Source organism: Marinobacter sp. HL-58 (genome assembly GCF_001314605.1).
GTDB lineage: Bacteria > Pseudomonadota > Gammaproteobacteria > Pseudomonadales > Oleiphilaceae > Marinobacter.
This window is the reverse complement of the sequence record NZ_LIHP01000011.1, coordinates 217,053-234,077: the sequence shown is the minus strand read 5'-3', so window position 1 is coordinate 234,077 and position 17,025 is coordinate 217,053. Positions and strand designations below refer to the sequence as shown.

At 57.6% G+C, this 17,025-nt stretch carries 16 protein-coding genes; 8 read left to right on the top strand and 8 right to left on the bottom strand.

The features are described from left to right. The first annotated feature begins 51 nt into the window (after positions 1 to 51). Entirely contained in the window at positions 52 to 1,572 is a 1,521-nt protein-coding gene (locus HLUCCO03_RS10205) for a PAS domain-containing sensor histidine kinase (RefSeq protein WP_036197199.1), read from the top strand. A 6-nt stretch (positions 1,573 to 1,578) separates the two neighbouring features. Continuing rightward, positions 1,579 to 2,214, top strand: a complete 636-nt coding sequence (locus tag HLUCCO03_RS10200; RefSeq protein ID WP_027830661.1) for a response regulator — start codon at positions 1,579 to 1,581, stop codon at positions 2,212 to 2,214. A 29-nt stretch (positions 2,215 to 2,243) separates the two neighbouring features. Here HLUCCO03_RS10200 and HLUCCO03_RS10195 read toward each other — a convergent pair whose 3' ends face one another. The 3 genes from HLUCCO03_RS10195 to HLUCCO03_RS10185 all read right to left on the bottom strand — a co-directional run bounded on the left by HLUCCO03_RS10195 (position 2,244) and on the right by HLUCCO03_RS10185 (position 4,219). Continuing rightward, on the bottom strand, positions 2,244 to 2,636 hold the full coding sequence (locus HLUCCO03_RS10195) for a globin (RefSeq protein ID WP_027830662.1): 393 nt from the start codon (positions 2,634 to 2,636) through the stop codon (positions 2,244 to 2,246). Between the two features lie 332 nt (positions 2,637 to 2,968). Next, positions 2,969 to 3,226, bottom strand: coding sequence for a DUF465 domain-containing protein (locus HLUCCO03_RS10190; RefSeq protein ID WP_027830663.1), 258 nt, complete (start codon positions 3,224 to 3,226; stop codon positions 2,969 to 2,971). Positions 3,227 to 3,334: 108 nt separating this feature from the next. Then, complete coding sequence (locus HLUCCO03_RS10185; RefSeq protein WP_027830664.1) at positions 3,335 to 4,219, bottom strand: LysR family transcriptional regulator; 885 nt, start codon at positions 4,217 to 4,219, stop codon at positions 3,335 to 3,337. A gap of 126 nt (positions 4,220 to 4,345) precedes the next feature. Here HLUCCO03_RS10185 and HLUCCO03_RS10180 point away from each other — a divergent pair, with 126 nt between their 5' ends. Genes HLUCCO03_RS10180 through HLUCCO03_RS10155 form a run of 6 tightly spaced genes read left to right on the top strand, consistent with a single transcriptional unit; the run spans position 4,346 to position 11,373 of the window. Beyond that, positions 4,346 to 5,788, top strand: a complete 1,443-nt coding sequence (locus HLUCCO03_RS10180) for an aldehyde dehydrogenase family protein (protein ID WP_027830665.1) — start codon at positions 4,346 to 4,348, stop codon at positions 5,786 to 5,788. 10 nt (positions 5,789 to 5,798) lie between these two features. Beyond that, positions 5,799 to 6,800 (top strand): membrane dipeptidase, encoded by a 1,002-nt coding sequence (locus HLUCCO03_RS10175; RefSeq protein WP_027830666.1) that lies wholly within the window; start codon positions 5,799 to 5,801, stop codon positions 6,798 to 6,800. Between the two features lie 51 nt (positions 6,801 to 6,851). Then, on the top strand, positions 6,852 to 8,474 hold the full coding sequence (locus HLUCCO03_RS10170; protein ID WP_051603753.1) for a BCCT family transporter: 1,623 nt from the start codon (positions 6,852 to 6,854) through the stop codon (positions 8,472 to 8,474). 3 nt (positions 8,475 to 8,477) lie between these two features. Then, positions 8,478 to 10,208: a hypothetical protein gene (locus tag HLUCCO03_RS10165; RefSeq protein WP_051603754.1), complete on the top strand. Its 1,731-nt coding sequence runs from the start codon at positions 8,478 to 8,480 to the stop codon at positions 10,206 to 10,208. After that, positions 10,205 to 10,972: a DUF3726 domain-containing protein gene (locus HLUCCO03_RS10160; protein WP_027830667.1), complete on the top strand. Its 768-nt coding sequence runs from the start codon at positions 10,205 to 10,207 to the stop codon at positions 10,970 to 10,972. Before HLUCCO03_RS10165 ends, HLUCCO03_RS10160 begins: the two co-directional genes overlap by 4 nt. 14 nt (positions 10,973 to 10,986) lie before the next feature. Further along, complete coding sequence (locus tag HLUCCO03_RS10155; protein WP_027830668.1) at positions 10,987 to 11,373, top strand: RidA family protein; 387 nt, start codon at positions 10,987 to 10,989, stop codon at positions 11,371 to 11,373. 428 nt (positions 11,374 to 11,801) lie between these two features. Here the strand turns inward: HLUCCO03_RS10155 and HLUCCO03_RS10150 are convergent, their stop codons facing one another. From HLUCCO03_RS10150 to HLUCCO03_RS10130, 5 genes are all read right to left on the bottom strand, one after another. After that, positions 11,802 to 12,062 (bottom strand): sulfurtransferase TusA family protein, encoded by a 261-nt coding sequence (locus HLUCCO03_RS10150; RefSeq protein ID WP_292016684.1) that lies wholly within the window; start codon positions 12,060 to 12,062, stop codon positions 11,802 to 11,804. After that, positions 12,046 to 12,174 (bottom strand): hypothetical protein, encoded by a 129-nt coding sequence (locus HLUCCO03_RS10145; protein ID WP_027830670.1) that lies wholly within the window; start codon positions 12,172 to 12,174, stop codon positions 12,046 to 12,048. The genes HLUCCO03_RS10150 and HLUCCO03_RS10145 overlap by 17 nt, the downstream gene beginning before the upstream one ends. After that, positions 12,171 to 13,343: a formate dehydrogenase subunit gamma gene (locus HLUCCO03_RS10140; protein ID WP_027830671.1), complete on the bottom strand. Its 1,173-nt coding sequence runs from the start codon at positions 13,341 to 13,343 to the stop codon at positions 12,171 to 12,173. The genes HLUCCO03_RS10145 and HLUCCO03_RS10140 overlap by 4 nt, the downstream gene beginning before the upstream one ends. Positions 13,344 to 13,428: 85 nt before the next feature. Continuing rightward, the gene (gene fdh3B / locus HLUCCO03_RS10135; RefSeq protein ID WP_027830672.1) at positions 13,429 to 14,037 is read right to left on the bottom strand and encodes a formate dehydrogenase FDH3 subunit beta; all 609 of its coding nucleotides are present in this window, start codon (positions 14,035 to 14,037) and stop codon (positions 13,429 to 13,431) included. Positions 14,038 to 14,052: 15 nt separating this feature from the next. After that, positions 14,053 to 16,938 (bottom strand): formate dehydrogenase subunit alpha, encoded by a 2,886-nt coding sequence (locus HLUCCO03_RS10130; RefSeq protein WP_027830673.1) that lies wholly within the window; start codon positions 16,936 to 16,938, stop codon positions 14,053 to 14,055. Positions 16,939 to 17,025: the final 87 nt, after the last annotated feature.

The following is a 17,025-nucleotide window of genomic DNA, read 5'->3' as shown; positions in this document are numbered from 1 at the left end:
TCGTCAGAATAGAGTAATCAAGGCAACCCGAGATCGGAGAAACGCTTGACAATGAAAACCCGGACGCCCGAAGAGGGGCTAACCGCGTTGACGGACGACGCCGAGCGCAACCGACTGCTGGCAGAGATGGCTGAGCAGTCAACCGACATGATTTCGAGGCACACGCCAGAGGACTGGCGGTTCATCTATGCATCGCCAGCCGTTACCCATTTGTTGGGCTATAGCGTTGAGGAGATCGTGGGTATGTCTGCTTATGATCTCTACCATCCGGACGATGTGGAAGATTTCAGGTTGCGGGCACCAACCGTCAATTATGATCGTGGCCTTTATACCCATACCTATCGATTCAGGCACAAAGACGGTCACTACACCTGGCTCGAGAGTACCAGCCGCACCATTCGGGATCCGGATACCAATGAGATTCGGGAAATTCTAGTGGTTTCCCGCGATGCGACCCACCGAATCAAGGCAGATAAGGCTAACAGGCGGCTTGCCAGAGTGTTGGAGAGTACTCAGGATCTCGTCATTTTTGTGAACCTGGACTTCACCATCTCGCATCTGAATGAAGCTGCCCGCGTTGCCCTGGAACTGGAGGAAACAGACTACAGTTCCTCGGCTCTTGCTGGTTTTCTCACGGAAAAAGACGCAAGACAATTAATGCAGGAGGGATTCTCCTCTGCCAGCCAAACCGGATACTGGCGAGGAGAGCTGACCATGCGGAGTCTCAAGGGCGGGCGTATTCCAGTGCTTCTTGAACTATTGGCCCACCGCTCATTGCATGGAGATATCGAGTATTTTTCACTCGTCGCCCACGATCTCACAGAAAAGAAGGCTGCAGAAGAACAGCTGAAGCAGTACCAGGCGGACATTGATCACGCCAGTCGGCTGGTGACTATGGGTGAGTTGGCATCCAGCCTGGCGCATGAACTTAACCAGCCGCTTTCGGCGATGGTGAACTTCCTCCGAGGGATCGAACGGCGATTCGCGGGGAAGGAGAGTCTTGCCTGGAGTGATATCGAGCTTCCGATTACCCGCAGCATACGAACCGCATTGAGGGCCGGTGAGATCGTTCACCGGATGATGGACTTTACCCGCAAGCAGGAGCCGGTTGTTACCGAGCTCAATCTGGCGGCGCTGATCCGCGACATGATTGATTTCTGTGAATCGATGGCGGACCGGCACAGCGTGAGGCTTGTTTTTGAAATTGACCACGATCTGCCTCTGGTGTTGGGTGACCGTATCCAGTTGGAGCAAGTCTTGCTGAACCTGATCGTCAACGCCATTGAGGCAAGCGGCTCACCTGCTGCTGAACAGTTTTCAACTGTAAGAATCAGTGTTGCGAAGGATAAGGGACGGCAATTGCGCGTGCAGGTTAAAGATCAGGGCGCAGGAATTTCAGAGGCAGATATGTCTCGTCTTTTTGATCGTTTCTTTTCAACCAAGCAAACAGGGCTTGGAATGGGGCTGGCCATCAGTCGTTCATTGGTGGAGAATCTTGGTGGCGAGCTATGGGCAGACAACCTCCCGGAGGGAGGTGCGTGCTTTTCATTTACCCTGAATATTGCTGACTGATCATTCATGACCTCCAACAACGACGCGCAAACGGTTTTTGTTATTGATGATGATGCAGACGTACGAGATTCCCTGAAGTGGCTGCTTGAGTCTGTCGGCCTCAATGTGCGGACCTACGAGGATGCACTGGCGTTTTTTGATGACTTCGATACCGGCCAAAGTGGTTGTATTGTTATGGACGTACGGATGCCCGGGCTGAGCGGGATCAATGCGCAGAAGAAACTGCCTGAGTACAATGTTGAGCTACCGGTTATCATGATCTCGGCCCATGGCAATGTGGACATGGCAGTGACGGCCCTCACTCAGGGGGCCATGACTTTCATCGAGAAGCCGTTTGACGATCAGGTATTGATTGATCACGTACACAATGCTCTGGAAAAAGACTGGGCAAGATTCGCGCGGCGTAGTTCTCAGGCACGTGTGAGAGAGCACTACGAAAGCCTCACCAGAAGAGAGCGTCAGGTCCTGGAGCTGATCGTCAAGGGGCTGTCTAACCAGGAAGCGGCAGACGAACTGGGGATCAACCGGAAAACTGTTGAAGGCCACCGGGCAAACATGATGGCCAAGATGAAGGTTGATTCTTTTGCCGAGTTGGTGCAAGTGGCGATAGGCCTGGGGCTGGTTCGCGGCATTGATCAGTAGGTCATCAACGGACGTTGTGCTCCTGGGGCTTAATATGCCCCGCGAATCAGGTCAATGCCAGGGGTTAAAACCTCTCTCCAGGCAGCATCGAGTTCTTTTGTGTATTCGGGGTCATGGATACGGACAGTCTTCATCAGGGCGTCCAGCCAGAGTGAATACCATTCCGGTTTGATGTCGTAGTGGGTGCGATTGTGGCTTTCTCCCAGCGCTTTCAGCTTTCGGTCGGACATGCCACGTGCGTGCAGGATCAGCTGCATGATGCCGTTTCGAAGCAAGTGGCGCTGCGCTGCCATATCCGTGTTCTCGAAGCGATCCCTGATGATGGTCGAGCTGGCCATGAAGGATTCGTAGAAGTCGACAAAAAACGCATCGCGGTTACAGCATCTTCCATAGCTCTGGAATACGAGATCGGTCTTGGTCATTTGCAATGAGTGTCCTGACTTTGTGCATCACTGAAGAGTACAAGGCCGGAGGATACTCAGAATGAACTGTTGATTCAGTTGCGTTTTGTTAATTCTGAGCATCGTCCTGACCGGAGATACGACGGTGATGGCAGCCCCGGGACTTGCCGATATCTGTTTGGCTTAATGGATTGGTATTGTCAGGATACTCAACGAACTTTCGCGGCAACCGACACTTCCGGTTTCCCATCTTGGGTCAGAAAAAAGCAGCCCGGCTATAAAGCTCTCCTTGATTGCCCATCGTGCCAGGACTGCCAGATTCAGCGTCCTCTTCTTACCGTTTTACCGTTCGCTCACTGTGATGCTGACGACTCGTACTCGCGAATCATTCCAGACAACTGGTCCTTCAGGTTCAGGCGCTGTTTCTTGAGATTTTCCAGATGTTCGTCAGAGGTGTTTGCTGCACCACCTTCGAAGTGATGAACGGCATGATCAATCTCATGATACTCGTCAAACAGTTTTGCGAAATGGTTGTTGCTGGTTTTCAGGTAGTGAATGGCTTCTTTGGATTCGGGCATTTCGTGAATCAGGTCGTGCTTCTCCGCTGGCATATAAGTAATCTCTATGGCTGGGCTTATTTTCATTGGTTCAACGTTAAATTATCAGATTACGCGCTTTTAAAGGCCCGTCAATGGTGGATTGATCAAGGACAAGAAAACCTAGGTTGTTACGCCTGTCAGCTGTTTCAGAATTACCTCTTCCAATGCCTGGGCCGAGGGCGATGGTGTGCGGTTCGCCAGCTTGATAAGGCCGATCTGGCGGACCAGTTTGGGTTCGCTCAGGGGGACAAAGCACAACTTCTGATTATCGACCGGAAAGGCCAGGCGGGGCAGGGTGGTAACGCCACTGCCGGCTTCCAGCATGGCAATCAGGGAAATCATGTTGGAAATGTAAAAGTCGTTATTGTCCACCAGGCTGGCAGCAGCGGTATGTTTCAGAAGGCGGGAGGTGCCGTTGGCGATGAAACGTTCCTGCGTCAGTTCCTGCCATTTCAGGCTTGGCCGGTCGGCCAGCGGGTGGTCCCGGTGCAGCACCACGCCGATATTGTCCTCGAAGAGATGTGTGTAGCTCAGGCGTTCATCGTCGGCCCAGGTACTGCTGATGCCAAGGTCTACCTCGCCTCCCGCCACCATGCGACATACAAACTCGGCGTTTTCGTCGTGCAGGTTGATGTTGATGCCCGGGTAATCCCTGATAAAACCCGCCAGGAAGTCAGGCATCAGTCGGCTGGCGACCGATGGTACCGTGGCCAGAGTGACCCGCCCCTGGTGGCCCCGGGCCATATGTTCCAGTTCGGTGGCCAGCCGGTCATGCTGCTGGACCAGTTCCCGGAAGCGCGGCAGGCAATATTCTCCATAGGGCGTCAGCTGGCCCTTGTAGGACTTCTCAAAAAGCGGCTGCCCCAGCTTTTCCTCCAGATCCCGAATAGCCATGGACAGCGCCGGCTGACTGCGATGCAGCCGTAGTGCGGCGCCCTGAAAGCTGCCTTCTTCACAAACCGCGAGCACATAGCGCAGTGGCTGGATTTTCAGTTCGGTTGCCATGGATCATCTGCCGGGTAGTACATTTAAACCGAGTATAAGAAGTACTTATAAAAAATGCGATATTTTTGATTATCCTTATTTCCGCGAGGGGTTTAGGCTTGAGGATAACCATTCAAGGAGGCTCCCATGTCAAACACGTACGCACTCTATATAGGTGGAGAGTGGGTTGAAGGCGAAAACACCCCGCTGCCCAACCAGAACCCTTCGGACCTGAAAGACATCATCGGCCATTATCACCAGGCCAGCGCCGGGCAGGTCACTCAGGCCATTGAGGTGGCTCGCGAGGGCCAGAAAGCCTGGGCTGAAACCGGCCTTGAAACCCGCTACAGCGTGCTGATGGCGATTGGCAATGAACTCATCGCCCGCAAGGACGAACTGGGTGAATTGCTGTCGCGGGAGGAGGGCAAGCCGCTGGCAGAGGGTAAGGGCGAGGTGTACCGCTCCGGCCAGTTCTTCCACTATTACGCCGCCGAAGTGCTGCGTCAGATTGATGACCGGGCGGCCTCCGTGCGCCCCGGCGTCGAGATCGAGACCCGCCGCGAGCCGTTGGGCGTTGTGGGCGTGATCAGTCCCTGGAATTTCCCCATGGCGACTGCGGTGTGGAAGATTGCCCCGGCCCTGGCCTTTGGCAATGCGGTGGTATTCAAGCCTGCCAATCTGGTGCCGGCAAGCGCCTGGGCGCTCACCGAAATCATCAGCCGCCAGGGGCTGCCAGCAGGGACCTTCAACCTGGTCACCGGCAGTGGCCGGGAAGCGGGGGAGGCGTTGATCACCAGCCCGCGGGTCCGGGCCATCACCTTTACCGGTTCTCTGGAAGTGGGGCGCCGTGTGGCAGCGGCGACCGCATCCAACCTGGTGAAGTGCCAGCTGGAAATGGGGTCCAAGAACGCACTGATCGTGCTGGACGACGCCGACCTGGACGTGGCGGTGGACGCAGCGTTTGCCGGTGCCTATTCCGGCTCCGGGCAGAAGTGTACCGCCTCCTCCCGGTTGATCGTCACTGATGCGGTCCATGATGAATTCGTAGCCAGGCTGACCAGCAAACTGGCCGAGGCCACTGTTGGCCCGGCGCTGGCAGACGGCACGGTTATCGGCCCCATCGCCAGCGAAAGCCAGTTGGCCGCCAACCGCCGCTGGGTGGATGTCGCCTTGCAGGAAGGCGCAACCCTGGCGTTCGGCGGCGAGGATGTCCGTGTCGACAGTGATGGCTATTACATGCAGCCGGTCCTGTTTACCGACACCACCAATGAAATGGCCATCAACCGGGATGAGGTGTTCGGCCCCGTGGCCTGCGTGATCCGGGTGCCGGACTACGAAACGGCCCTGGCAACACTGAACGATACCAACTACGGTCTGACCGCCGGCCTGATCACCGGTTCCCTGCAGCGGGCTTCGGACTTCAAGGCCCGCGCCGAAACCGGCTGCGTGATGGTGAACCTGGCCACGGCCGGCACGGATTATCACGTGCCCTTCGGCGGTCGCAAGGATTCCAGTTTCGGGCCACGGGAGCAGGGCCAATATGCCCGCGAGTTCTATACCGTGGTTAAAACCTGCTATATCAAGGCCTGAGGACTCCGCCATGTCAAAGTCGATTCTGACCATTGATGGGCTGCAATACTCGAACTGGTCACGGGCAATCTTCGAGGAGATGCGTGAGGGCGGTGTCGATGCCGTGCACGCCACGCTGGTGTATCACGAGAACTGCCGCGAAACCCTGCTGCGCTTCGGCGAATGGCAGCGTCGCTTCGAAGAGCATGAGGACCTGATCATGCCGGTGCGCCAGGCCAGTGATATTGAGCTGGCGCGGGAAAGCCATCGCGTGGGCATCTTTTTCGGTGCCCAGAACTGCTCGCCCATCGAGGACGATATTGACCTGGTCGCCATCATGCGGCGGCTGGGGCTGATGATCATGCAGCTTACCTACAATAACCAGAGCCTGCTGGCCTGTGGCTGTTACGAGGCCGAGGACAGTGGCGTCACCCGCTTTGGCAAGCAGGTGATCCGGGAAATGAACCGGGTCGGTATGTTGATCGACATGTCCCACAGCTCGGAACGCTCTACCCTGGATGCCATTGAGCTGTCGGAACGGCCGGTGATTATTTCCCATGCCAACCCGGCCAGTTTCCATGCCGCAAAACGCAACAAGTCTGATGACGTATTGCGCGCGGTGGCGGAAAGCGGCGGCATCCTTGGGTTTTCCGTGTATCCGTTCCACCTGAAAAACGGCCCGGACTGCACCCTGGATGAGTTCTGCGGCATGGTGGCTGATACCGCGGAGTTGATGGGCATCGACCATATTGGCCTGGGCACTGACCTGTGCCAGGGGCAGCCGGAGTCGGTATTGACCTGGATGCGCAACGGCCGCTGGACCAAGGCCATGGATTATGGTGAAGGCAGTCAGTCGAATGCTGGCTGGCCGGCGCCGCTTTCCTGGTTCAGCGACAACCGTCATTTCAACAATATCGCGGAAGGCCTGCACCTGAAGGGATTCAATCGCGAAGAAATCGAAAAGATCATGGGCCGTAACTGGCTCCGGCAATTAACCGATGGTACACGGCCCCAGGCAGGGGCTGTGTTCTGAATCATCTTTGTTCCTAAAATAAAGCTCCAACAACAAAAACAGGTAAACGCCATGACAATCTCAGCCAGTTCTACCGCGACTCCTGAAGCAGGTATTCGGCGCCTGGGGGACCCAATTGTATTGGCCCTGAGCATCGGGTTCATATTGCTCTTTCTTGGTCTCTCACTGTATGACATTGAGTGGACGGCCGGATTGATCTCCAGTGGTTTCGCATGGACGGCGGAGTCGCTGGGTTCGTTCTTTCAGCTTCTGCTTTTGCTGACCTTCCTGATCGGCATGGGCGTTGCGGTCTCTCCGGCTGGAAGTGCCAAGGTGGGCAACCGGAGTACCCCGGAGCTGAGTACGTTCAAATGGCTGTCCATCATTATGTGTACCCTTCTGGCAGGCGGTGGTGTGTTCTTCGCTGCCGGTGAGCCGGTTTATCACTTCGTGGTGACGCCACCCGTATTCAGCACCGAAGCGGGAACGGCAGAGGCGGTCGCGCCGGCCCTCGCCCAGTCCTTCATGCATTGGGGGTTCCTCGCCTGGGCCATTCTTGGAACCTTGTCTGCCATCGTGCTGGCTCATGCCCACTATGTGAAGGGCCAGCCACTTCAGCCCCGGACATTGCTTTACCCGGTTTTTGGTGACCGGGTAATGCATGGCTGGTTTGGTGGCGTTGTGGATGCTGCCTGTGTGATTGCGGTGGTTGCCGGCACCGTGGGGCCGATCGGGTTCCTGGCCACGCAGGTCAGTTTCGGCCTCCATGAGTTGTTCGGTTTTCCCCAGGGTTACGGCACCCAGCTGGTCATACTTGCAGTGCTGGCAGGGGTTTACGTGACCTCCGCCATGACGGGTATCCACAGGGGAATTCAGCTGTTGAGCCGGTTTAATGTGTTTCTGGCGCTGGCAATCGCAGCAGTCATCTTTGTCTTCGGCCCTACTCTGTTCCTGACCAATGCCTACACCCAGGGCTTCGGGGAGTACGTCACTTCCTTCTTCGCCATGGCGACAGTGACCTCCGGTACTGCCGAAGGCTGGTGGATGCAGTGGTGGACGGTGTTCTTCTTTGCCTGGTTCCTGGGCTACGGGCCCCTGATGGCCATCTTCGTCGCCCGCATCTCCCGTGGCAGGACGATCCGCCAGATGATTCTGGCCGTGGCCGTCATGGCTCCGGTGGCAACCACCATCTGGTTCACCCTGCTGGGCGGTTCCGGGATTTTCTACCAGTTGACGGGGGCCATCGACCTGACCGAAGCCCTCAATAATTTCCAGTTTGATGTGGCCACACTCACCATCGCCCAGGCGCTGCCCGGCGGTACGCTGATGGCGCTCGCCATCCTGTTGCTGACCACGATCTTTGTGGCGACAACGGGCGATTCCATGAGTTACGCCATCGCCGTTGTCAGCGCCGGACATGACGATCCCGACCCTATGGTTCGCGCCTTCTGGGGCGTGGCCATGGCGCTGATGGCTGCTGTTCTGCTCTATATGGGGGCGGGGCAGATCAGTGCCTTGCAGCAGTTCATCGTCATCACGGCGATCCCTGTGTCCCTGATTCTGCTGCCATCACTTTACATAGGGCCGAAATCCGCCTATGCCATGGCAAGGGAGCAGGGCATTGTGCCTCCCAAGGGTGAAGTGGCCCTGGTGGGTGAGACAACCGGCTCGTCCGAACACGTTTCGCGGAGTTAAAGAATGGCTACCCAGTTGGATTTACAGCCACAGCTGAAACTGCGCCCCGCCGCCAGGGTAATGAACCTGGTGCGGCTGGGCAGCCTTCATGCCAGCCGCCTGAGCTTCGCCCGCAGCCTGGTTCGCCAGATGGCCCGTGAAGACTGGACGGTCAGCACGGTTCGGCGTGAGCTGGATAGCCAGGGCCATGGTGTGGTGATCTACCGCTTGCAGACGCCCCACCACACCTATCACGGGGTGATCTTTTCCCAGCACCTGGACCCTGCCCTGCGATCCGACCGGGTGATCGCCGAGGCCTGGGATGTCACCTTTGCCCTGGTGGAGGGGCCGGTGGGTGACAGCCTGCTGGAGCAGATGGCGTCCAATGTGCCACTGCAGGAAGCCGGGCGGCAGCACCCAAGGCTGCTGGTACTGTCACGGGCCAACAAGAGCCTGCGCAACTTTGACCATTTTGTGGATGCCCTTGCTTCCGGGCGTCAGCCTGACCCGGCGTGGCTGACCCGTGTGGGTTACCTTTATCGCACCACGGCGGTATACGGCAATGGCAAGTTCGGCATTGCCGACTACGCCCGTTTGCAGAAAAACCCGGATTTTAACCGGCCGTTCTCGGCCCAGATGTTTGCGGTCTACCTGTTGCGCCACTTCTCCATCCAGCAGGTGGAACACCTCGCCTGCAGTCGTTCCCCCGATACCGCCGTTCCCCTGGCCGCAGCCCTGCAACGGTACCTGGGTATCGGCAACTCCACGGGCCTGGGCATGGCGCCGTTTCTGATCAACCACCCGCAGTTGATCCAGCAGTGGGTGTACTGCCGGGAAAGGGCACTGGCTTTTGCCCGTGAGCAGAGGCCCACCGAGGGCACCCGGCACGGTCTGATGAGACTGCTGCGCCGGGCTCATCAGCATTTTGTCGAGACAGTGACGGAAGACCATGAACAAACCCAGCGAAATCTCGCGACGGTCGCCTCCATTGAGTCGGTCATCCACTGGCTGGATCAGACACCGGCCACACCGACCCTGTGGGATGACCTGCTGGACTGGGCCGATGACCACTGTTCCCTGGAAGCCCAGGAGCTGATCAATACCCTGCTTATTGAACTCTACCCGGATCTGATTGATGCCGCTGAGGACGACCTGGGTTGCGAGGAAATACTGGAACTGCAGCCGGAAATGCGCGCCGCCACCCTCAGACAGATGATCGAATCAAAATTTGCCTGGGCGCTGGATTATGAACCCGGCAATCCGGGCCACAATTACTGGTTCTGGTATCGCTCGGCGGAAAAAGAGGAACCCCGGCTGGGGGTGCGCAGCGAGGAGCCGGGTGCGGAGAAGGAACTCTCGCTGGCCATTGGCCCCCGCATACACAATACCTATCAATTGCTGGATGTGTTTCTGGACCGTAGTTCCCGGGGCTCGGTGGTGGAGTTCCTGATGGCTCATCCGGGGCAGAAGGAATGTGTCCGGCGAATCCAGACCATGGGGGCCACCCCCTATGGCGAGATCCAGGCCAATCTCTGGCACCGGGACATGAAGCCCATGCACCTGTTGCGTACCAAGCTCTCTTTCTTCGGTGCCAGCCGGTTCGATCCCAAGTCCGATCGCTGGGTCCGTGTCACCCTGTTTCAGGGTGCTCCGCTGTTCTCTGAGCTGTTCAGCGACTACGGCGCCGACAAGGCCAGGCTGGCGGCACTGGATGACTGGAGTTTTCCCGTAGAACCGGAGCCGGATTCACTATGAAAGTGTCCTTCAACGAACTGCAGGGAATGGGCCGCAAGGCCTTCATCGGCATCGGGTTCGAGGAGGGTGATGCCATTGATGCGGCGGAAATGGTCGCCTGGATGGAAGCCCATGGCCTGGGTGGTGCGGCGGCCCTCAAGAAGGGATTGGACTACCTGCTGAGGGAAGACCCGAACGAACCCCCGACACTGGTGTATCAGGACGCCGACTTCAGCGTGCTGGATGCCCACAACCACAGCATCCTCGGCAATGCCAGCCTGGCGCTGGAACTGGGATACGCCCGGGCACGTGCACGCGGGCTTTCGATTACCAAGATCCGCCACTGTCACAACCGGGTGCTGGTGATCGGCTATCTGTCCCGCTTGGCCCGTCGCGGTATGAACGTCACCGCCTTCTGGCGTAACTCCCACGAACCCCTGATAGAGCAAGTTGTAGGTTTCAGGGCCGGCCATCCGGTTCCGGAGATTTGCATCTACAGCCTTGAGGATATCCCCGACGATACCGAGAAGAACGATGGCATCACCCTGATCATGGCCAACCATGTCGATCTGCTGCCAAGCCTGCGCTCGGACTATGCCCTGACCAATCTTATGCGGCAAACCGAGGAAGACCTTGAGCTGCAGAGAGACCGGGCCCTGGTGGAAGGCCTGGAGGTGGATGACCAGCTTTGGAAAACCATGAAGTCCCTGGCCGACCGGTTGCTGGTGGAAGCGACCGAGGCCTCCCGCGGTGGCGCCGGTGCTGGTACCACCGACAACGACTGAACAGCGAGATCACAATGACAACAACGCCGACCATAACCCCGATTGCCACTGAACTGCCCCGCTCGAAGGCGCCCCTGGAATGGGCCGTGAGTGCCAACGGTATCCTGTTCACCGCACAGATCCCCATCGACGCCACTGGCCAGGTGGTTGCCGGGGGCATCGAGGCCCAGGCCCGGCAGACTATGGCGAACCTGAGACACACCTTGGAGCGCGCCGGCCCCGGCATGGCCGGCCTGACCCAGGCGCTGATCTACGTCACCGACCGGGAGCACCTGACCGCCGTGAATCAGGTTTACGCCGAGTACGTCAGCGAACCGTACCCCAATCGCGCCGCGATCATTGTTTCCGGGTTTGCGCGGCCTGAGATGCTGGTGGAGATTGTCGCCTATGGGGCGGTTTAGGGAGCAACAACGATGACACCATGGCCCGCGTCGCTGGAGATCAGATAGGGATGTATATGAAAAACGGCCATCGCCGTGTGGCGATGGCCGGTGAGAACAGGCCGGGGGGGTCCGAAGCCTTACTGCGATCGAAAAGCCTTCAAGTGTGGAGACTCAACGAAATCCGAGAAAAGAGAGAATCGCCAAAACGATAACCACTGCACCGACGATATAGACGATATTGTTCATGGCAACTTCTCCTTTTCACATTCGATTCCTGAATTCTGGTTGCGCCACCGTCCCTGCGGCGCATGATGTAACTTCCTGTATCGGCAGCTCCATCGCCTCATCTGGATCAAGAATAGGCTTTCCGTGTTGAGCGGTCTGTTCGGTGGCGCACGGAGTGTAAAAAAGAGTAAGTTTTTGTTGCCTGTTGTTTCAGGTGCCGGCTAGGCAAGGTGGACCCGATAACGAAGAACCCCGGCCTCCTCCTCGCGAATCCATTCGATCCTGTGACCGGTCAATTCACAGAATACCTGTAAATCCCGCCGGCCACTGGGGTCATCGGCCAGAAAATCGACATGAGTGCCGCTGGGTAGATCCCGGATGCGTTTTTTAAAGCGGAGGATGGGGAGAGGGCACACCAGGCCGACGGCGTCGATCTGGTGTACCTCCTCATTTGCCTCTGACTGATCAGTCAAGCCGCACACTCGTTTCGCTGCTCCAGTGCTCGGCAGAAGACCATCCGAACTGGTCCAGAACGACGGGTGCGAGAGCGGCGATCACCAGGGCGGCGACAAATCCGGCGAGCATGACTTTCACGACGATTCTCCTTTGCCCTGTCTGGCCTGGACCTCTTCCACCCACAGATCGTGGTGCTGGCGGGCCCACTCGAGATCAACCTGACCGGTACCCATGGCATCAAACGCACCTTCCATACCGACCGAGCCGATATAGATGTGAGCGATGATGGCGAGCATCATCAGAAACGCCACGATCGAGTGCCAGATGTTGGACAACTGCATCTCTTCATGGGGTGCCAGAGCCGTTGGGAAGTCTGTCCCCAGAATGCTGTTTATGACGCCAAAGGTGTCAGCAAACATGGGCATCTGGAACGGAAACAGCAGCGACAGGCCCGACAGTGACACTGAGAAACCAAGAATCATCACGGTCCAGAAGATGATTTTCTGGCCGGCGTTGAACTTCTTTGATGAAGGATGGGATTTGGTAAAGATACCGCCGCCCGCCTTGAGCCACTGCCAGTCGAGCTTGTTGGGGATGTTGTGCGCTACCCACATGACGAATGTCATCACCAGGCCCAACATAAAGGCCCAGGCAATATTGTTGTGGAGCCACTTGGAGCCAATTGCCAGGGGCGAAAAGGCTTCGTGCCCGATAACAGGGATCAGGAAACTGCGCCCCATAAGTGTAAGCAGACCGGTCAGGGCCAATGCGATGAAGGAGCCCGCAAGTAACCAGTGACCGAAACGTTCGATAGCCTTGAACCGCTCAATCCTGGTGCCGGCAGGGCCACCGTCGATCATGATTTTGCCGCGAACAAAGTAGAACACCGCCAGTAGCGCGATGATGCCCAGCAACGCCAGGCCGCCGTAGGTGATGACCGGACCTTCACGCAATTCGTACCAGGGCATGCCGCCATCCTGAATCAGGACGTCGGCCGCAGGCCCTCTCGACTGGGTCGTGATCTCACTCTCGTTGTACCGGATACCACGCCACTTATCGGAGTCAGAAGTACCGCCCTGGGTCCCCAGTTGCTCGCTCATTGCCGCAGCACTGTCAGGATCACCCAGGTTTTCCGAACGGAAAGACTCGTCAACGTCCAACTTCTTCTGACGAGCCATGATATCTTCCAGGGTTTGGGCGCCCCCGGTACTTGTCCGGTCAACCTCGGGGGCGTCCTGCGCCCAGCCGGGATTGAATAGCAGTGTCGCCAGCACAAAGGCGGCAGCACCGAATTGTTTAAAGTTCATGAAAGCACTCCAACGGAACCAACAAAAAGAATTTGTTGCCTCAATCAATTCCGGGGCCCGAAAGCCCCGGAATCGTCAGGCTTGCTCAGGCACCCTTCTTCTCGTAGGCCGTGCCCCATCCCCAGGCGCCGGAACCGAAACCACGGTTCACCACACGCTGGCGATAGATGTCCGACACCTCGTTGCCGTCACCGGCCAACAGGGCTTTGGTCGAGCACATTTCCGCACAGATGGGCAACTTGCCCTCGGCAATACGGTTGCGTCCGTACTTGTTGAACTCGGTTGTGGAGTTGTCTTCCTCCGGACCACCTGCACAGAAGGTGCACTTGTCCATCTTGCCCCGGCTGCCAAAGTTACCCGCCTGGGGGAACTGGGGCGCGCCAAAGGGGCAGGCGTAAAAACAATACCCACAACCAATGCACAGATCCTTGGAGTGCAATACGATTCCGTCGTCGGTCTGGTAGAAGCAGTCCGTGGGACAGACTGCCATACAGGGCGCGTCTGAACAGTGCATGCAAGCCACCGAGATCGAGCGCTCGCCTGGTTTACCATCATCGACAGTCACCACGCGGCGGCGGTTGATGCCCCAGGGGACCTCATGCTCATTCTTACAGGCCGTAACGCAGGCATTGCATTCAATGCAGCGTTCGGCATCGCAAAGAAACTTTGCGCGTGCTTGTCCTTCGAGAGCCATGTTATGTACCTCTTATTATGCTGGCGCGATCGAACACAGGGTACACTTGGTCTCTTGCATCTGCGTGACCGAGTCGTACCCGTATGTTTGAACGGTATTAGTGGATTCGCCCAGGACATAGGGGTCAGAGCCTTTGGGGTATTTGTCCCTCAGGTCCTTACCTTCCAGATGTCCGCCAAAGTGGAACGGCATAAAGGCTACTCCCTCGCCAACACGTTCTGTCACCATTGCCTTGACTCTTATTCGCCCTCCCTCGGGGCCAGAAACCCAGACATCATTGCCGTCACGAATGTTCAGGTTGTTCGCATCACGCGGATTCACCTCGATGAACATCTCCTGCTGCAGTTCCGCCAGCCATGGGTTTGACCGTGTCTCGTCACCACCACCTTCGTACTCGACCAGCCGGCCTGAGGTCAGAATAATGGGGAAGTCGCTGCTGAAGTCCTTCTTCTGGATGGACTCATACAGCGTCGGCACCCGCCAGAAGGTCTTGTCGGCATAAGTCGGATAGTCTTCCACGAGGTCACGGCGGTTGGTGTACAACGGCTCGCGATGCAGTGGCACCGGATCCGGGAAGTTCCAGACAACGCAGCGGGCCTTGGCGTTACCAAAGGGTGCACATTCGTGCTTGATGGCCACCCGCTGTATACCGCCGGACAGATCAATCTTCCAGTTGGCCTCGGGGCCACCTACATCATTAATGGCAGCGCGTTCTTCCTGCGTCAGGTCGCCATCCCAGCCCAGGTCCATCAGCATCTGCATGGTGAACTCGGGGTAGCCGTCCTTGATCTCGGAGTCTTTGGAGTACACGCCATCCGCCAGCAGGTTCTCGCCATCGCGTTCAACACCGAAACGTGCCCGGAACGTCAGGCCACCCTTGGATACCGGTAACGACATGTCGTAAAGGTTTGCCGTGCCCGGGTGATTCATCTCCGGTGTTCCCCAGCATGGCCATGGCAGACCATAGAAGTCACCATCGCAGGGACCGCCCACGGCACGCAGAGAGGTCTTGTCGAAGTGGTGCTGGTTGGCCATGTGGAGCTTCAGGCGCTCGGGCGACTGACCGGTGTAGCCGATGGTCCACATGCCACGGTTGTACTCGCGGGTGATGTCTTCAATTACCGGCTCGTCGCCTTCAATGGCAATGTTGCGGAACAGGCGGTCAGTGAAACCGAACTTGTCGGCAAAAAGTTTGATGATCTCGTGGTCAACCTTGGAGTCGAACAGCGGTTCTATGACCTTCTCCCGCCACTGCAGGGAGCGGTTGGAGGCGGTGACGGAACCGCTGGTTTCGAACTGGGTGGTTGTCGGCAAAAGATAGGCGCCATCCTTCCGGTCGTGCAGCACTGCAGACACGGTCGGGAAGGGGTCAACCACGACCAGCAGGTCGAGTTTTTCCATGGCTTCCTTCATTTCCAGCATACGGGTCTGGGAGTTGGGCGCGTGACCCCACAGCACCATGGCCCGGGTGTTGTCCGGCTGCTCAAGGTTTTCCTTGGCTTCCAGAACACCGTCGATCCAGCGGGATACCGGAATGCCTTTCTCGTTCATCATGGCGCGGGATTTGCCATCTTTGTCCCAGGTGGCAAAACGCCCTTTGAGCCAGTCCAGGTCTTCTTCCCAGACACGCGCCCAGTGGGCCCAGGAGCCTGCGGCCACGCCGTAGTATCCAGGCAGGCTGTCTGCCACAACACCAAAGTCGGTGGCGCCCTGCACGTTATCGTGGCCACGGAAGATGTTGGTGCCACCACCGGCAACGCCCATGTTGCCCAGAGCAAGTTGAAGTATGCAGTAGGCGCGGGTGTTGTTGTTGCCGTTAGTGTGCTGGGTGCCACCCATACACCAGATCACGGTGCCGGGGCGATTGTTGGCCAAGGTGCGGGCGACTCGCTCGAGCTGCCCGCCAGGGGCACCGGTCACGCGCTCAACTTCCTCGGGGTTCCAGCGCTTCACCTCTTCACGGATGTCTTCCATGCCGTACACCCGGGTACGGATGAACTCCTGGTCTTCCCAACCGTTTTCAAAGATGTGCCACAGGATTCCCCATATCAGCGCGACGTCCGAGCCGGGCCGGAACCGCACAAACTCATCGGCGTGAGCCGCCGTACGCGTAAAGCGCGGGTCGCAGACAATGAGCGGGGCGTTGTTTTCTTCCTTGGCTTTGAGGATGTGTAGCAGCGACACCGGGTGCGCTTCGGCGGGGTTGCCCCCGATCAGGAAGATCGCCTTGGACTTGTGGATGTCGTTGTAGGAGTTGGTCATCGCACCGTAGCCCCAGGTGTTGGCTACACCGGCGACGGTTGTTGAGTGACAGATACGGGCCTGGTGATCCACGTTGTTGGTGCCCCAGTAGCCCGCAAACTTGCGGAACAGGTAAGCCTGTTCGTTGCTGTGCTTTGCGCTGCCGAGCCAGTAAACCGAATCGGGACCGCTCTCTTCACGAATCTGCAACATCTTGTCGCCAATTTCGTTTATGGCATCTTCCCAGGAGATCTTCTTCCACTCGCCATCGACCATTTTCATGGGCGACTTGAGTCGACGCTCGCCGTGGGCGTGCTCACGAACGGCGGCGCCTTTGGCACAATGGGCGCCCAGGTTGAACGGGCTGTCCCATCCTGGCTCCTGGCCAGTCCAGACGCCGTTCTGCACTTCTGCCTCTACCGTGCAGCCCACCGAGCAGTGCGTACACACGGATTTTTTCATAACCACTTCCCCGCCTTCCTTCGACGGAGTTGCAGCTTTTACACGCGTTGACGGGAGTGACAGGGCTGCCAGGCCGCCTACTGCGACACCTGAAGCCGTTAAAAACCCGCGACGGTCCATCGTTTTTGCAGCGAGTGATGAAAGTAAAGAGCCCGCACGGGAGCCTTTCGCTACCCCGTTGGTTTTCTTCCTTAACATATCAACTACCTCTCTCTTTTATTATTCTCGTTCTTTCGGGAACGCGGTCATTCAAGAGCCTTTCGCAACCTTGAATGACTCACGTTT

What these genes read in the sequence shown, in the direction of transcription:
- HLUCCO03_RS10205 (WP_036197199.1), top strand. Translation starts at nt 52, where the DNA reads ATGAAAACCCGGACGCCCGAAGAGGGGCTAACCGCGTTGACGGACGAC.
- HLUCCO03_RS10200 (WP_027830661.1), top strand. Translation starts at nt 1,579, where the DNA reads ATGACCTCCAACAACGACGCGCAAACGGTTTTTGTTATTGATGATGAT.
- HLUCCO03_RS10195 (WP_027830662.1), bottom strand. Translation starts at nt 2,636, where the DNA reads ATGACCAAGACCGATCTCGTATTCCAGAGCTATGGAAGATGCTGTAAC.
- HLUCCO03_RS10190 (WP_027830663.1), bottom strand. Translation starts at nt 3,226, where the DNA reads ATGCCAGCGGAGAAGCACGACCTGATTCACGAAATGCCCGAATCCAAA.
- HLUCCO03_RS10185 (WP_027830664.1), bottom strand. Translation starts at nt 4,219, where the DNA reads ATGGCAACCGAACTGAAAATCCAGCCACTGCGCTATGTGCTCGCGGTT.
- HLUCCO03_RS10180 (WP_027830665.1), top strand. Translation starts at nt 4,346, where the DNA reads ATGTCAAACACGTACGCACTCTATATAGGTGGAGAGTGGGTTGAAGGC.
- HLUCCO03_RS10175 (WP_027830666.1), top strand. Translation starts at nt 5,799, where the DNA reads ATGTCAAAGTCGATTCTGACCATTGATGGGCTGCAATACTCGAACTGG.
- HLUCCO03_RS10170 (WP_051603753.1), top strand. Translation starts at nt 6,852, where the DNA reads ATGACAATCTCAGCCAGTTCTACCGCGACTCCTGAAGCAGGTATTCGG.
- HLUCCO03_RS10165 (WP_051603754.1), top strand. Translation starts at nt 8,478, where the DNA reads ATGGCTACCCAGTTGGATTTACAGCCACAGCTGAAACTGCGCCCCGCC.
- HLUCCO03_RS10160 (WP_027830667.1), top strand. Translation starts at nt 10,205, where the DNA reads ATGAAAGTGTCCTTCAACGAACTGCAGGGAATGGGCCGCAAGGCCTTC.
- HLUCCO03_RS10155 (WP_027830668.1), top strand. Translation starts at nt 10,987, where the DNA reads ATGACAACAACGCCGACCATAACCCCGATTGCCACTGAACTGCCCCGC.
- HLUCCO03_RS10140 (WP_027830671.1), bottom strand. Translation starts at nt 13,343, where the DNA reads ATGAACTTTAAACAATTCGGTGCTGCCGCCTTTGTGCTGGCGACACTG.
- fdh3B (WP_027830672.1), bottom strand. Translation starts at nt 14,037, where the DNA reads ATGGCTCTCGAAGGACAAGCACGCGCAAAGTTTCTTTGCGATGCCGAA.
- HLUCCO03_RS10130 (WP_027830673.1), bottom strand. Translation starts at nt 16,938, where the DNA reads ATGTTAAGGAAGAAAACCAACGGGGTAGCGAAAGGCTCCCGTGCGGGC.